This window comes from Vibrio rumoiensis (genome assembly GCF_002218045.2).
GTDB classification, from domain to species: Bacteria; Pseudomonadota; Gammaproteobacteria; order Enterobacterales; family Vibrionaceae; genus Vibrio; species Vibrio rumoiensis.
This window is the reverse complement of sequence record NZ_AP018686.1, coordinates 191,399-210,319: the sequence shown is the minus strand read 5'-3', so window position 1 is coordinate 210,319 and position 18,921 is coordinate 191,399. Positions and strand designations below refer to the sequence as shown.

3 protein-coding genes are annotated in these 18,921 nt (G+C 42.6%); 1 reads left to right on the top strand and 2 read right to left on the bottom strand.

Features of this window, described 5'->3' with window-relative positions; genetic code table 11:
* Nucleotides 1-41 precede the first annotated feature (41 nt).
* A complete protein-coding gene (locus VRUMOI_RS13460; RefSeq protein ID WP_089138122.1) occupies nt 42-2,762 on the bottom strand; it encodes a nitrate reductase in 2,721 nt (906 codons plus the stop codon).
* A gap of 343 nt (nt 2,763-3,105) precedes the next feature.
* Nucleotides 3,106-17,121, bottom strand: coding sequence for a T1SS-143 repeat domain-containing protein (locus VRUMOI_RS13455; RefSeq protein ID WP_231897548.1), 14,016 nt, complete (start codon nt 17,119-17,121; stop codon nt 3,106-3,108).
* A gap of 410 nt (nt 17,122-17,531) precedes the next feature.
* On the opposite strand from VRUMOI_RS13455, the gene VRUMOI_RS13450 reads away from it, so the two are divergent.
* A complete protein-coding gene (locus VRUMOI_RS13450) occupies nt 17,532-18,920 on the top strand; it encodes an HlyD family type I secretion periplasmic adaptor subunit (RefSeq protein WP_089138120.1) in 1,389 nt (462 codons plus the stop codon).
* Nucleotide 18,921: the final 1 nt, after the last annotated feature.

Below are 18,921 nucleotides of genomic sequence, written 5' to 3'. Positions count from 1 at the left end.
CCTTGTGCTATCAATAATGATATGGCTTATCTCTCACAACGTTATTTAATCGTCACAACATCAATTGATTGAGACAAATAGCGTTTTATTTCAGGTATGCAAGAGCCACAATTCTTACCGCAACTCAATGTATTCTGTAGCTCTCTTAACCCCATATTAGGCGAGTGATCTAGCTGTTCTAAAATATCTTGTTCGGTAACGCGAAAACAGCTGCAAACCAATTTGCTCGCATATCCCCCCTTGGCGCTCAATACTGAAAGTAGCCCGCCTAAATTAAATTTCTCTCGAATGAAGGGCTGTAAAAAATCTAAAGATAAATCAATTGGTTGCGTTGACACAAACACCACTCCAATCACAACATTTGAAACCAAAATGACCGCTAACCATGACGAGTCTTGGTCTAAAATTAAGCACTGACTGTTGGGGTATTGTTGTTGAACGAATGCTTGAATTTCTGACTTGGTAATCGCATTAACATCAGCAAAACGCCATACACCTTGCTGATAGAGAGCATTAGAACGAGCGGCAGTAAACTCTACATGCTGTAAGCTCATGTATGGCCACCTCGGCGCTAAATAATTGAGCGAACTAAAATCAACACCAATAGATAAGCCATAATGACTGGTGGGGAAACTTGAAATAATAACCGGTTGAGATTTAAAAGCAGGCTGGCCTGAATGCGGATCAGCTAAGCTCGCTAAACTGGTATTCACCTGACTTTGACCGGCAAATTTTCCCGCCCAATGCATCGACATAAAGGCTTGCTGGTGAGTGAGGCCAGAATCGACCGCTAAGCGAGCTATAAATTGATTGTCGTGATTAGGATGACGAACGTTGACCAGCGTCCCTTCTGTCAATTGCGCTTGTTGGGCTGCAATCGGATGCAGATATAATGTTGGCTCGACTTCACTGGCGGCTAGGTGACTAATATGCCCTGTTCTTGTCATGGTATGCCATTGATCTCGCTGACGACCAGAATTTAGCCACCAAGTTTTCGGTTGGCTTTTACACTCATCTAACTCGACCTTTACCTTGTCATAATAGCCATTAATTGTATTTGGGATGACTACATTGGCTTTGCCATTCGGGGTTGGAAAGTACAGCGAAGGGCCATGTTTATCTTGTAACACTGGCTGACCATTTAAAGGCCATGATTGAGGTTGCCAAGCGGCGTAATCCTCATCAGTTATATTGCTTAAGCTCGATAAATCAAATTTTAAAGGCGTATCTCGATTGATTCCCGATAAAGCCGCATATTCACGGAACACAGCGGCCTCTGATTGAAATTCAAAACCCGATTCGACGCCAAGCTTTTGGCACAAAGCCTTACCCACTTGCGCTACCATCCACCAATCTGGCTTAGCTTGCCCTGGTGGTGCAGTAAATTGTCGTTGTCTAGTGAGGCAACGTTCCGAGTTGGTCACCATACCTTGCTTTTCTCCCCAACCGGATGCAGGCAATAGTACATCGGCCAATTGCGCGGTATCGGTATGAGATGTAATGTCCGAGACCACAACATAATCACACACTTCTAAAGCGCGTTTCACCTGCGTAGAATTGGGCATAGAAACCGCAGGATTAGTCGCCATGATCCACAAGAATTTAATCTCACCTTGCTCAACGGCGTTAAATAAATCGATGGCTTTTAAACCGGGTGAGGTCGCGATGTTCGGTGCTTGCCAAAATTGTTCAACTTGTTTAATGGAATGCTCATCAAAACCACGGTGCACCGCCAGTTGGTTTGCTAATCCGCCGACTTCACGCCCTCCCATCGCATTTGGCTGACCGGTAATCGAAAAAGGCCCAGAGCCTGACTGACCAATTTTTCCAGTTATTAAGTGGGCATTAATAATGTTATTGGCTTTATCAGTACCCGATTCTGATTGATTCACTCCTTGGCAAAATAACGTCATCGCAGTCGGTGATTGAGCAAACCATTGATAGAAGGTTTCCAGTAAAACAGGATTAACACTCAATTTCTGGCTAACAGTTTCCATTGAGTAATCATCAATTAATACGGATGTTTCCAACTCATCATAACCATTCACATATTGCTCAATAAATGGATTATTCAGCGCTTTTTGACTTATGAGGTAATTCAATAAACCATTAAAAAGCAATACATCACCGTCATTATCAATTTGTAGGTGCAAATCCGCTTGCTCTGCTGTGATGGTTTTTCGTGGATCAATAACGACAAGTTTCACATTCGGGTTCGCTTCTCTGGCTTGCTGAATTCGACGAAACAAAATCGGATGCGTCCATGCGGTATTTGCACCGACTATCACAATAAGATCGGTATGGGCGATATCGTCATAGCTCACAGGCACAATGTCTTCCCCAAAAGCGCGAACGTGAGCGGCCACCGCCGAAGACATGCATAAACGTGAATTGGTATCAATGTTGGCTGTCCCTACAAAACCTTTCATCAGCTTGTTGGCCACATAGTAGTCTTCCGTCAGTAATTGCCCTGATACGTACATGCCGATAGCTTGAGGCCCATATTCCTCCATGGTGCGATACAGTTTATCTGCTATGTTTTCAATCGCATTTGACCACTCAACCTGCTCACCTTTGATTCTTGGGTAGAGTAAGCGAGATGGCATATCTAAACTTTCTGCCAATGCTGAACCTTTCACACACAAAGCGCCTTTATTGGCTGGGTGTGTTTGGTCGCCTACAATCTGATTTTTATGATTGATTTCAACCCCACAACCTACGCCACAATACGGACAAGCTGATTTGATGCATTCCTTTGCCATACTTTCCTTTACCATAATAGGCCCTCTCATCCAGAACTCCTGAAATAACCTATACCAAACGAAAAACGCCTCTTAGATCGTCATCACTAAACTAAAGTGAGTTCAAATCTAAGAGGCGTCTTTGCCTGTTGCGAATCAGGTTTTCTGAATATCAAATGTTATTCATTGATTATATAGATGCGAATATCATGCCAAATCATGGGCAAACTTAACCATCTGTTTTATCTGAGAATTAAACCAATAAAAAGCTGCTATATTGATTCTTGCACCTTTACAGTTCATTAAAAGTAAAAAAATACCCCAAAGAAGGCAGCTTCAATGGGGTATCAATTATCTTCAACGATTAACTATTATGTTCACTCATAAAGGCATTATGTTGAGCATATAAACTCGACACAATGTCACTTGAGCTGGCACCACTATCAAGGCCAAGACTGTGTGTACTGATATTATCCAGCACGATCACTTGTTCGCCACCTTTATCCGTATTGACAGTGAGGTTGATTTTGCCGTTATCTTCTGACGCGGTAATGTGTGACAGAATCTCATCCATTTGAGCTTTAGAGGCATCTTTGTCTGAGAATAAATCTCGAATATCAAGCTTATCTAAATTCAGCTCAAAGTCTTTGATAACATCAACCGCAGGAGACACTTGAGTGCCAATATCTTGCGCGAGCCATACGAAGGTATCGGCTGCACCATCTCCGGTGCCATTACGTTCGCCCCCCCAGAGTTCGTCGTTACCCGCACCACCAATCAAGGTATCCGAACCACCAGCGCCTACAAGAATGTCATTACCTAAGCCGCCAATTAAGGTGTCATGACCTTCGGTTCCGATTAAGGTTTCATCACTATCATCGCCCACCACCATAGAGTGGTCCGTTGCGTTCTTGGCTTGTAGTACCTCTTGGGTATCTGGTTCAATCGTCACCTCAACATTAATAGGCTGAGATTCCGTCGTTAATTCACTATTTTCAGTATCCAAAGAAACGGAAACGACGGTTAAGTTATGCTCGCCCTCATCCATATCGGTGAGATAGGCATTCGCGAGATCTTGTTGATTAACCACCCAAGTGCCGTCGTCTTGCTGCTCGCCCAGTGTTTGCCCGGATGCATCAACGATTTTACCAGAGTCCATATTTTGGATTTTTATCAGATCGCCATCCAAAGCCTGGACATGTTCACTAAGTAATCCAAGTAATGGAATCAAGGCTAATTGAGCCGCCGTTGATGATACATTTGGCACCACCATTCTCGAACTGACAAAACTTGCCATCATGGCCGTGGCCGGTGGAGCAACCGAAACAGTGATGGTATCGGTATCAGTTAATTCACCACCTGTCCCAGAATTGCCATTATCACTGGTCGTCATGGTGATCGTGGTATCACCCTCTGTCTCAGGGACATAATCAATCCCACCGTTTAATAACTCATTAATGGCCTCTAATGAACCCGATAGAATCAATGTCCCTGAAGCGTTGCCATCGATGGTCACATTACCGGAATACTCATCAGGAACCGACAATAAACCGTTACCCGTCGCCAAGGTGACTGTCATTTGCCCCCCTTCCGGTGCATCGACATCAGAAATGGCAAGATTGGTAATGGTGATAGTTTCGCCTTCCGTCGCATTGATTGGATCGGTTGGTACGATATTTTCAGGAGCATCGTTAACAGGAGCAACATCAACCGTAATCGTCGCGGTCTCTTTTAACGAGTCATCCGCTACTACGCCATTATCTACCGCACGGATATCAAGCTCGAGCTGGCCATCCCAGTTGTTACTATTCGCATCACCAGGATTAAAGATCAAGCTGTCTAGTTGACCGGATTCAGTGGTAATTGTCCAAGTGCCATCACCATTATCGGTTATCGTTCCTGTCACACCATCTGGAAAGCTAAAGCTCGCGCCCATTCCAACAGGCACATTACTGATGATGATTTGGATAGTTTCTGGGCCGTTTTCCCCTTCAAGGGTAGTACTAAGCTTATTATCAACGGTTGTGATGTCCAACTCTAATACGATGTCTGAGTTTTCATTACCGGATGCCGATGTCACGACTTCAGTATCAATGTCATCTGCGACCGGCAAGATTTCAACTTCGATGCTTTTTTCAATCGCAACAATCTCATCTAGACTGTCTTCTTTAGTATAAATAATGAATCCAACATTAATCGTACCGCTGAAGTTTTTCGGGGGCACCAGTGATAAATTCTCAAGGCTATAGGTTTGTTTGCCCGCTGCATCAGTGATAGTCCAAGTGCCATCGCCATTGTTCACCGCACCATTCACCACAAATCCTTCAGGAATACCCGTTAAGATGATGGAAACAATTTCTTCAGAGCCATCGATATCCTGTAAGGTTACCGAGCCAGCAGCAAGAGAAATTCCTCCCGGAGTATCTTCATAGCCTTGAATGATACCGCCTGTGCTAGATTCAACTAACACATCATCATTAACAGCAATAACATCGATACTCACGATCGCTTCATCAGTGATTCTGGTATCCGTTTCGGTTCTACCACCGTCGAGATCAAAGGTTGCCGTATCGGTTATCACACCACTCACTGTAAAGTTTACCTGACCACTGAAATCTTCTGCCGGAATAAATTGCACACTCGATAATTGTTCAGGGGCAAGGGTTAATTCACTCACTAAGTTACCATTAGCATCCCGTAAGTATCCCATTGAAGGATCGACTTGTATCGTCATAGAGACCAGCGTTTCAAGCCCATCTTCAACCGTATTACGCGTATCGCCAAAATCAACTTGAGAGAAATCTAAAATAATCGTAGCATCTTCATAAGCAACACCTTCAAAGCTAACGGCTGGTTTACCCGATTCAGTGATTGGCTGTTTATTCTCATCTAAGCCTTGGCTTTCAACCACGCCTATTTCTAGGCTTGCTCCAGTATCAGCAACAGGTGAAACATTCACGGTAATGATTTGCGTCGCTTCTTCTACATCACCGCTTTCTCTATCAGTGCTAACGTATTTAATTGGGAATGAGAAATCACCGGCATAATCAGCAGGCGGTATTAAACCCAGCCCACTTAAGTTCACCGTGCCATCAGCATTCAAGGTGGCTTCATACACATATTGACCCGTTTCAATATCGTATTCCGCACCAGTAATACTTGAACCAATCGGTAATTGGTCTGCATCAATGACAACGGTTAAAACATCATTAGGTATTTCACTTTCACCATCACCATTTTGATCATCAGTTGATAGAGAAACTGAATTGTTATTGATGATTTGAGATCCTAAATTGATACCTCGGTCTTCAGTTCCCAAAATTACTGTATCTTCAACATTAATTTCAGCCGCAAGATCCAAAGAATCGTTAGTATTGTTTGAAAAGTCTAAGAGGATGTGACCTTCCACTCGGATTTCTTGGCTGATATCGCCTTCATTGTCATCACCTTGATCTTGGACTTTGGCGACCACTCTAATACTAACGGTATCGGTAAAACCTGCTGGCGCTTGAATCTGAATATTGGATAAATTCCCATCTTTAACCGTCCAACTACCATCACCATTATTGACCGCGCCGATCACAACGAAACCCTGACCTTCAGGCAAGCTAATGCCAGAAAAATCAAGAACCAGTTCGGTAATAATCTCGTCACTAGACAGGTCGTTTTCAGCAAAGACAATGGTTCCGACACCCTCGGTACTTAAATCAACCACACCATTTTCATCACAAGGCGTTACCCCTAGATCATCGAGTATTCCATCGCCATCGATATCGCCAGCGCTGATAACAATCTTTCCTGCGCCCGTTTCTGATGTATAGGGGTCACCAATTTCTTCAACTTTGGCATCAACATTCACCACTAAAGCACCTTCAATATTTTCTTTAATCGCAGGTGCTTCAGGATCCGTCGCATCAGCATCATCTTGCTGTACTGTAATGTTAGTCGTTAGAACAAAATCTTTATCTGAGTTCTCTGGCATCGCAATTTTCAGCAGAGCACCGTTATTCAATTGATCTAAATATTCATCCAAATTCAACTTACCATTTGAATCAAAGAACAATTGAGTTTGCGTCCCCCCTTCCACGATATAAATGGAATAACCATCGGTATCAACACCATCAAGTAAACCTAACGTCAAAGACGTCACATATTCTTGAGTGTCGGTAAAGGTTGGTTTCCAATTCAACGTCACCAGTTCATCTTCCACACCATTTGAGAACGATGTGTAGGTATCACCTAAGTCAATTACAGGCTCCACATGAATCACGATATCTTTTTCATAAACCGCACTATTACCATCCGCTTCGGTAACAACGATAGACGCGGTTAATTCGATATCTTCAGTGCTATTTAATGGCGGCTCAATTTGAATATTGTTGAGGCTATCAAGCTCTACTTGATAAATAGGTTGACCATTTTCATCCTGACCAACATAAGTCAACTCTAAAGCTTCACCATTACTTATAACAATTAAGCCTTCCGGAATACCTGAAATAACGACCGAAAGGGTCTCTGAATCATCTCCCGCTAAAGCATCAATACTTTCACCAGAAATGATGTCAAAATCAAACGTCGCAACGCCATCTTCTGGAATGGTAATCTCAACGCCATCACTGGTTTGATCATCAGGATTTAAGTTAATAGGAGTCCAACCACTGCCTTCATTGATGCTAATAATCGGCTCATCAGCGACGCCTTTAACGGAAATATTGATGTTTTTACTGATGGTTATATATTCATCGCTATCAGTTGCCGTCGTGATACCTTCAAAACTGGTGTTATCCCTGACGATCCCTTCGACCGTTAAGGTAAAATTACCACTGCTTTCTGGGGCGGGTAAAAATTCCAATTGGGCTAAATCGCTATATAAGATTTCATAGCTACCATCCGCGTTTAAAACGACAGGTTCGCCATTGAGTAGTAGCTGTGAGCCATCAGGAAGATTACTAATACGTACGTACAAGGTTTCAGAGCCATCAGCGGCATCAGAAGGATGGTTCAGCGTAATGTGATCCGCGAGATTAATCGCGACATCTTCATCAGACTCAACTCGGGTCACTTTGACAGTCAGATCTTCATCGGCATCGGGTTGAACACGAACAATGATTTCAAGCGGATCAGAGTCTGCGGTTTGTTTACCGTCAACATAAGGGCCTTGTTCTTCACTTTGCGCAATGGCTTCTAATTTAATATCACCACTAAAGTCTTTGTTTGGCGTCACTTTCAAGCTGGCAATATCATTGGCTGAAATTCGATATTGTCCATTTCCGAGATCTTCTAATCCAGTACCCGATAAGCTGCCGTTGATATTGCCAAATTCATCTGGCTGTACACTCACTATGTAGTACAACACTTCTGAACCATCAGTATCATTAAGTTGCGCAACGAGTTCATCGACAGGAATAGCCGTATCTTCCGTCCCAATATATTCCGTCTTCACGGTATCATTCCATTCAGGAATATCTGCGATACCATCGACTGAAATGGTTAGCTCACCAGTGATTGCTTGATCATCTAAGCCATCTCGAGAAATAACGGCATCGACGGTAAAAGTAATGCCATCTGTTGAGTAATCCTTATTCGGTACAAAAGTAACACCGGAAATAGAAACAATATTATCGACAACTGAGATGGCACCAATTGGAATGATCACTTTGCCATCGGTAATATCAAGAGCATCGCCATTCCAATAGAAAGCGCCTTCAGTACCATCTGGAACAGTAATAGTTAAAGAGTCAGTAACTAATGCCTCTGATTTATCAATATCGCCTAGATCGATTCCTAGTGAGATTTCAATACCATCGGTTAAATGAGTGGTACCTTCGGTATTATCAAAATTGTCGATGGTTTGACCATCTTCTTCCTGTCCGTTAGTCGCATTCGGAAAAATAAAGACTGGATCTTGATCTCGTAACTCTAAAGAAATCGTCGATGAATCTTCATCTCCATCACTGTCCACAACCCGAACGATAACATCCACACTCAGGCTTTCGTCTTCATTGTTTAAATTTGCATCAGCAACAAAAATCAGCTTACCTGTCTCATCGACCGTCAACGTACCAAGTAACTGGCCGGTGCCTCCATCAGCAACCGACTCATCATAAATAGGAATATCCGTAAATGGGGCTTGATGCTCTTGTGGCGTCCCATCCATAGAATCAATAAAAGTAAGATAAATTTCGGCAATATCATCCGCACCTTCTGCTGCTTGAGTCATAAAGGCAGAACCACCAGAACCTTCGGTTACAGAAACAGCAATATCTTTAATGTCTGGCACATCATCGTTAACCGTAACTGTGATGGTATTGGTTGAATCATAATCGCCTGCACCACCCGAATTTGGCACTCGATCGCCATCTTTATCGACTGCATAAATAGGCAATTCAATATTTAAAGAAGTGTCATTACCAGAATCTTTATCATGATCCACTCCCCCGGTAATAGTGAAGGAATAAGCCCCATCAGGACTAAATGTAACAATAAAGACTTCTCGGTCTCCAGCCATACCGCTAAAGGTTCCATCACTATTTTCAACCATAATGACCGCGACACCTTGTGAAGTTAAATTCGGGTTTAATGCCGTAAATTCATCCGCATCAATTTTAAAGGTATCAATCTCATCACTGCCTAGATTGATGATAATTTGCCCTTCCGCGGTTTCTGTATCACGGTCTGGATTAGAGCCTTGATGATTTTCCCCACCAACATCAATTGCTGATTCGTCAACAGATATGCCTGAGTCGGTGGTAAATGAAGGATCGATACCATCGGTAATGCTCAGATCGACATCGACGGCATTATCAAGATAATCACCATCGGTATCTTGAACTTGTACCGGTAAGTTAATATGAATTTCAGTGTCATTCACTGTTACCCAACCAGAATCACTAGCGGAAATAGCTTGAGCCGGCCCTTCATCATGAGAATGGTCTAGAGGTAGGTGTTGAGTCATGCTAACACTAATGTTGACACCGCCATTCCCATCATCCTCTGCACTCAATACAATAACGAGCGCATCAACACCATTTACTTTACCGACCAAAGTCGCAGTATCTGAGTCGAAGGTGAAGACGAGTGGTTGTCCACCAGAGGTTAAATCAGCTTGTAGCTCGGTGATAAGTTGAGCAAGATCGGAAGGTTTAATTTGAACCGTTGTAGGATCGAGTTTTTCGACTCCAGGTGAAACATTAATTCCTGTGACTTCGCCGCTTACAGGGTATCCATCAGTATTTGGTGAACCAGAATCTAATGGCGATAGATCACCTTCTGTAATTGCAATTGTTCCTGTTTGACCACCTGTAGCATTAGCTCCATCTTCAACGGAGAACACCAATGAGCCGTCTGCCGTATCGCCATCGGTATCGGTTGCAACAAGACCAAGCTCAATTTGAGTGAGCTCGCTATCATCCTGATCGATTGGACCTAATACGGTAACGGTATAAGCACCAGTATCATCAATCGTGATTTCAATAAGCGCGGTAGTGCCATCGCTAGCAAACAAGGTTGCAGAGTAAGCATCTATCGTCCAACTGGTCGATTCACCATTCGAGGTTAAGATTAACCCGATTAAGTTACCATCAACATCTAACTGCTCACTTGCAGCAGCAAATTGAATAGTTTCAACATCGTCTGAGCCGACATTGATCGCCACTTGACCTGCAGAATTGGTCACACCACTATCTGTAGATTCGTTCAACACAATATTGGAGGTATCTTCGATAAATTGAGGATCGCTACCATCTTTAATATTAATAGTAATGGTGGAATTTTCGCTCGAGTCACCATCTTTATCTGTCGCAAATACATCTAGCGTGATGGTTGCGGTATCATCCTCAGTATTACTTTGCTCTAACGGCTCATATTGCTCAACTTGGTAAGAACCATCGGTTCCCGTTAGCGTGACAATCAACACATCAATTTGTTGGTTCGCACCATCAAGATAATAATAACGAACCTCACCAGGGAACGTATCATCTAAAAATACCGGATTACCATTTGACATTAATCCCGTAGCGCCTTGAGATTGACCATCGGGTTGAGAAAGTACAAATTCAATACTTGCAACAGTATCACTGCCAATATCGATCGGAACTTGGCCGCTATAAATTTGAGGATCAGCTGTACTGGCATCCGCTTCGGTAATGTCGATGGTGGTATCCGTTAATACCGGCGCTTCGCCATCGGTAAATGAAACACTGATATTAATCGGTTCTTCGGTAGTTCCATCACTCGCGACCAGTGTATCGCCATCAGTATCGGAAATTTGAATAGGGACATCAAAAATAATTGAATCGGCATCGATATGATCGAGCGGTTGTTTTTGATCCAATGACATCACAACCGTCACACTACCGTCTGCATTTAATGTTGGTGTGAAAGTCAAAATGAAGATCACACTTCCATCCGCCGTCGTCCCCGTCACCGTAATCACACCTTCAGCATTCACAACTAAAGCGTCATCAACAGTCACCTCGCGCCCATTCGAGGTTAAATTTAATCCAACGATGCTTGATTTAAATAAATCGTAGTTATCAATCGTCAACGATGTTGGATCAAGATCATCATTGCTTGCTGCAATCGTGAAGGTTCCTGTACCTTTCGGGTTACCTGGGTATATCAGGCTTTGACCGTTATCATTCAAATCACCTTCACCAACGGTAATGCTTCCATCACCAGTGACATCAGAAGCACTAGGGTTCACACCATCATTAATCGTAAGTGTAATCGAAGATTCGGCGGTATCACCATCCATATCGGTGGCAATCACATCCAGTTCAAAAACGGAAGAATTGGTATCTTCAGGTTGATCAATAGGCTGGAATTGTTGAATAGTATAACTACCGTCTTTCGACTCATTATCAAAAATGATTTCTAATACGGGAATATCTGAACCGCCGAACTCTGCCGGTACAAAAACAAAAATACGTCCATCTACTGAGAGATCAGTATGGGTTACTTGACCGTTGGAGGTAATATCAAACAGGGCTTGTGCTTGAGCATCGGTAAGATTAAATGTGATCGCATCAATATGATCACTGTTAGTATCCAGATCTAAACTTTTCGCAATCACATCCGAGCTTCCCGCTTCACCTTCCGTGAGTTCTGTTGCTTGGGATGGAACATTAAATAGCGGATCTTGACCATCATTAATCGTCACAATGACATCAACCGGTGTTGGGCTACCATTGGCATCAACGAGCATGTCCCCATCGGCATCTTCGATTTGCACAGGGATAGTAATGTTTAATGCATCATCGACAATGCTGACATAGCTACCAGCCGTATCTACATGATCCAACGGGTGGTTTTGAGTGACCGTAATGTCAACATCAACATTACCGTTAGCATTTTCTGTTGGCGTTAGAACAATCGATAATACTTCCTCGGTTGTATCTACCGAGGTAGCACTAATGGTAATTTCACCAGTCGTTTCATCTTTTGAAATCGAGATGATGAGATCGCTACCATTCGAAGTTAATGCTTCAAGTTCTGTTTGCAATGTGGCCAGTACCGATTCTTCAATCACAAAAGTCGATGCAATTAATTTATCGGTCACTTGGTTGAGGGTGAAAGTATCTGATCCCTGTGCAGGGTAACCCGTAACAGGAGACAAGTCCCCTTCAGTAATAACAACCGTCGTACCTGTCCCTGTTGGATCTTGACCATCTATAATATCAATTAACGCTTGGGCCGATTCACTGATATCACCATCTTTATCAATCGCTACCACATCTAAAGCGAGATGAATCGTATCATCTGGATTATTAGCTTGCTCAAGCGGTGCGGTTTGAAGCACATCAAATGAACCATCATTATTCATCGTAATGGTCAGGATAGGATCGGTTGTGGTGCCTTCGATGTACAAGTAGATGATATTACCTTCAACGCTATAATCCGTTGCTTGACCATTACTGGTAATCTCTGCGAGGGTTTCTTGCGTGGCATTCCACTCAAAACGGTCTATTGCATCCGAGCCAACATCTAACGTCACATTACCAGAGGCGCTACCACCGGTTGCCGTTTCGTTAATTACCGCTAAATCACCGGTGCTAATGACAGGAATATCACCATCATTAATGGTGACGGTCACATTGGCAGGAGCAGTTAAGTCATCCCCGTCAGCATCTTGAATTTGGACTGGAATATCAATGGTGAGTGATTCACCATCCACATTGACATAAGTGCCAGTGCTATCGATATGATCAAGAGGTAGGCTTTGAGTCGCGGATATATCAACCACAACATTACCTGCGCCATCTTCATTTGGCGTCAAAGTAATCGAGAACACTTCATCACTGCTACTGGTTAAGTTACCAGTGATGGTAATGACGCCAGTAGTTGCATCCACATCGATGGTAATATCCAGAGCAGTGCCACCAGATGTTAATCCATTAAGTTCATCTTTTAATGGCCCTTCAAATAGCCCAAAAACGTCCCCCACAGCCGTTGGATCAATCGATAACGTCGAAGCGACTAATTTGTCAGTAGTTTGATTAAGCGTAAAACTGGTAGCTGGAGAGCTGACAGGGTAACCATTTGGATTAAGATCGGCCTCATCTATGGTCACCGTGGTATCCACACCGGTCGGATCAACACCATCAAGAATATTCACCACTAACGTTCCGGTGTTACTTGAATCACCATCTTTATCAATCGCATTTAATTCTAAGTTAAGATTGATTTGATCACCGTCAGAATTCAATTGCTCTAATGGTGCGGTTTGAACAATGCTATAGCTACCATCGGTATTGACGGTAATGGTTAAAATGGGGTCACTTTCGGCACTGCCACTGGCGAGGAAAACAATGATCTGATTTCCATCAATCACATAATCGGTGGCTTGATCATTCGATGTCAATGTATCCAGCGTGGCTGAATCAGTGCCGGCAACGAACTCAAAGCGGTCGATATAATCAGAGCCTAAATCAATCGTAATATTTCCCGTGGTGCCACCACCAGAAGAGGTTTCAGTATATTCAGCGGCATCACCGACCGTAATAACAGGCGCAACGTTATCTTGAACCGTCACGCTAACCTCAACCGGGTTAGTCAAATAGTCGCCATCGGTATCTTGAATTTGCACCGGTGCTTTAATCACAATATCGTCAGCGGTAATCGTGACATGACCGTTAGAGCCTGTGGCGACAATATGATCCAATGGTACGGTTTGATTCCAGGTTAATGTAATGGTGGCATCATTACCGTCAGTCCCACTATTAACCGCAGACAAAGATAAGGTAACGACCACATCACCATTTAATGTTCCTTCAATCGCCCCGGTCTGGGCATTCACAGCAAAAACAATGTCATCCGCACCATTGTTGGATGTGAGCACTTCATTTAAATCAGCGATTAACTCTGCTAGATAAGACGAATCTTGTGGATCAAATACCACTGAGCTTGGATCAAGGCGATCATCACCGGCTTCCACATTAAAGCTTGTCGAGCCAGAATCTGGGCCTGCTGGGTCTAAATCGGGTTCCAGGAAAGTCAGAGAAGCGGTGCCACCACCAACAGCATCAGCACCATCTAAGATGGTAATTACCGCAGTACCATCCGCACTATCATCATCAAAATCGGTTGCACGAACTAACGCATCAATCGTAATAGAAGCTGAGTCATCCGTACCATCTGAGGTAATTTGGTCAAGTGGGCCCGATAAAGTCACGGTATATTGCCCATCAAGTTCAATCACGATTGACAGTATTTGATTACCTTCACTATCGGTTAAGATCAAGGTATTACCGTTCACTGTCACCGTTGTGGTTAGACCATTACTGGTAATACCGGCAAAATTCACTTGTTGATCAGCGGGTAAAAACTCTAACGTTTGAATATTATCGGAGCCAACAGTAAGTGGAACACTCCCTGTTTGAGTATCGGCATTTTCTTGTAACACTGTTCCTGTATCTTGAACAAAGCTTGGATTGGTACCATCGATAATATCAATGTTGGCTTGACCAGAGTTACTTTGATCACCATCGTTATCAAATGCCGTCACATCCAGTTGCAGGTGGATGGTATCGTCAGGATTATTGGTTTGTTCTAACGCGGCGATTTGCGTTACTTCAAACGTGCCGTCATTTTGGATCGTAATCGTTAAAATTGGATTGGCTTCATTACCCGGCACATAAACGATGATTTGATTGCCCGTTACTTGATATTCAGTCGCAACGCCATTAGTCAATAAACCTTCCAGCGTTTGTTGATCAGCATTAAATTCAAATCGTTCAATCGCATCCGAGCCAACGTCTAACGTCACACTACCTGATGCCGTGCCACCAGCCGCTGTTTCCGTGATTTCAGCTAAATCACCACCACTCAATTGAGGTACTTCACCATCGACAATCGTCACCTCAACGTTAACTGGTGAACTTAATAATGTACCATCCGATTCTTCTATTTGAATGGCTGTATTTATTTTTATCTGATCGCCATCTATCGTCACTAAGCCTGTGCTATTACCGGTTTCAAGATGATCTAGAGGTTGAAATTGAGTCACCGTCACCGTCACTAGAGTACCTTCAAATAAAACCGTACCCTCAATAGCTATAGATAAAACCAGATTACCGTTAGCATCTCTCCCTTCAATGACCGTGTCATCACCATCTTTAAAGGCAAAGGTAATCGATTCGCCATTAGCGGTTTTTAACTCGGCACTCAATTCATTGATCAGCGTATTCACTTGGCTTGCATCAAACTGAACAGTATCGGCAAGCAACCTATCGATACCAGGTGCTACACCAATCGTCGTGCGACCCACAACTGGATAGTCATTAGGTTGTGTATCGGCTTCAATAATCGATATCTCGCCAGTTTCACCACCAGTCGGTACATCACCATCATCGACCGTGATCACAACCGTACCAGGAGCGGTATCGCCATCACTATCCATGGCCGTAATCGCAATCCCCACTTCAGATTGGTTCGTTGTTCCCTGATCAAATGGTCTATGTAGAGTAGCGCTATAAGAGCCATCGTTGTTAACTTCTAAGGTAAACACAACTTGGCCTAAAACATTATAAACCGTTAACGTTTGACCATCGACTTCATAAGTTGTAGGAAAACTTTGGCTGGTCGCCCCGTCTAAAAGAGGTTGATTAACATTAATTTGAATTGAATGAATCTCATCGGAACCAACATCTAAAGGTACTTGCCCATTTTTTGTAATCCCTAAATCACTGTCTTCATCAATAAATATGCCCGGATCAGCATTGAACCTTACATCAACCCCATCCTTAATACCGACATCAACGAGAATCGGCGAGTTCAACTCATTTCCACCAATATCTTGGCCTTGGATGCTTAGATTGATTGTGATTTGATCATTGGCATTAGACACTAACCCTGTTGAGTTAGCTGAAGGTAGGTGATCAAGTGGCTTTGCTAAATTAACCTCAATATCAACCTGTACATCACGTCCATCGGGTGAAGAAGTATTGATCTGGATGGTTAAATAAACTTCGCCGTCTAGCGTCCCGATAATTGAATTACTATCTGCATCAAAAACAAAAGACAGAGGTTGGCCGCCAGAAGTAAGTTCTGCGTTTAACTCTTGCAACAACGAAGCTAAAGATTGGGGTTCGAAAGTAAATGTATCCGGTTGAAGTGCCAACGTTCGCGATTCAACCAAAACCGATTGCTGAAGAATAACTGGATAACCTCGGTTATCGCTATAACCTAAAGGTTGTAAGTCTGCTTCTGTTAGTGAAATTGAAGCGGTTTCGCCTCCGGGTGCTTTCACAATCGGAATGCCATCATCCGCGCTATCTTGTGACAATTCCTCATCAAAGAAACCAACCGTATCGTAACCTGCTTCGGTTAATATGGCATCGCCATCATAATTAACTTCAACAAAACCCGATGAAGCTGTTTGAACGATCGTTAACGGCTGATCTTGTGCATCTTCATCATCTTGATCCGCATCAACGTTGGTATCTGGTTGTGGGTCTTGATTGTTATTGTCTTCATCTGAATCTTGTGGTGGTGGCATGTGCGCACGAATAATCGCAATATCTTTATCTGTCAGTTGAGAGTTTTTCAAATCATCAATATTGACACCATCGGCTGAAGATAATTGAGCAACAGTCAATACACCATTGGAATTGACTGTTACACAAGTAACACAGTTAACCTCAACAGTTTGAGAGCCAGAAGTCGTATTAATAACATACTTAGCATTTGGATTAGCCCAGACTGAATCAGAATGAGAAAGGCGATACTCTCCATCAATTTGGGTTAATGATTGGGAATGATTTCCAACAAAAACCTCGCCATCAACAACAACAATTTTTGCTTGATTTGAGTTCACCATATCCATACTACACATCTCACTTTCAGATTCACTAACGAACGCATTATCAATATTTATAGACATCGCGTATCGACATCACATTGATACTTAAACCGCATATAAGCTACTTTTAAGCTGGGTGTAGACAATTTCATCATATAACAACGAGTTAAATGCCAACCTATACGCACCGCAAATAATAGCGGTAAAACCCATGAGCCACACTTATAAGTAATTGATAAACTTATATGAAATGACTTTACCTACACACCAATGAAACATAATATATACATAAATAAACAACACAACTCACAATATTCACTTTTCCCTTATTTTCTTATTTTTTTCCATTAATAGTGTAGAAGTGGTGCCGTAAATTTGTAAGAAAATGCATCACAAAACTAAACATTTTTCTACAAAACATTAACTTAGACACAGAAGAGTAAAAGCCAAATTTGCTATGTTTAACGCTTATAAATTGAAACGGAATTTCTATGACTAAAAGCTCTACATCAGTATCAAAAGAGCATATGGATTTTGTCGATGACAAATCCACCGCACTGCTACTCAATACGCCAAAGAGTGCTCGCGTTATTTTGTGGATCATTGCGGCTTTTTTCGTCTCATCCATCATTTGGGTCTCATTAGCAAAAATCGATAAAGTGACGACCGGTACCGGTAAAGTTATCCCTTCTTCTCAAATGCAAATAGTGCAAAACTTAGAAGGCGGTATCGTAAAACAAATGTTGGTTAAAGAAGGTCAGTCTGTAGAAAAAGGCCAGAAGTTGCTGCTTATCGACGATACGCTTTTCCGCTCCAATTACCGAGAGAAGAGTCAAGATTTAGCCAGCTTGAAAGCAGACAGTATTCGCTTAAACCAAACCATTAAAAGCATCACAATCAATAATGCGGCTCCAAATTGGCAGGAAAAAGTTATTCTTCAGATCAATTCTCTCAACTTCGATAAAGAGTTTTCTGCTAAGCACCCTAAATTAGTCTCTCAAAAACAGAATGAATATCGTGATGTGATGGCTAACTTACAAAACCAGTTACATGTGACGTCACAACAGATCAGGCAAAAACAACAAGAACTCAACGAAACCAAAACTCGCATCAACATTTTGGCGAGTAACTATCAAATTATTCAACGCGAATACAGTATGACCAAGCCATTAGCGGAAGAAGGCGTCGTACCGGAAATTGAATTGCTGCAATTACAACGCTCAATGAATGATAGTCGAAAAGAGCTGACTTCTGCGCGAATGAAATTACCTGTCACGGAATCAGAGATCACAGAAGCCACCTATAAATACACCAATATTGCATCCGATTTTGTAGCGAAAAGCCAACAAGAGCTGAGTGATGTCAGTAATAAACTTTCAAGCATGGCGGAAACCCAAGTGGGTTTAGAAGATAAAGTCAGCCGAACCGTCGTCACCTCCCCGGTAAAAGGCACAATTCAAAAAATTCACGTGAATACCATCGGTGGGGTTATTCAACCTGGTATGGATTTAATTGAGATTGTGCCAACAGAAGACACGCTATTAATTGAAACCAAAATCGCCCCTCAAGATATCGGTTTTTTACACCCCGGCTTAAAGGCTATCGTGAAGTTTACCGCTTATGATTTTACGAATTACGGCGGTCTCACTGGTACGTTAGAAACCATCAGTGCGGATACCGTTCAAGATGAAGAAGGTAATAGCTTCTATCAAGTGAGAATACGCACCGATCAAAGTGACTTAAAAGATTCAAATGGTGATGACTTACCGATTATTCCGGGCATGACAGCGTCAACCGATATCATCACGGGTAAGCGCACCATATTAGAATATTTGCTCAAACCGATCCTCAAAGCAAAACATACGGCACTGAGAGAATAAT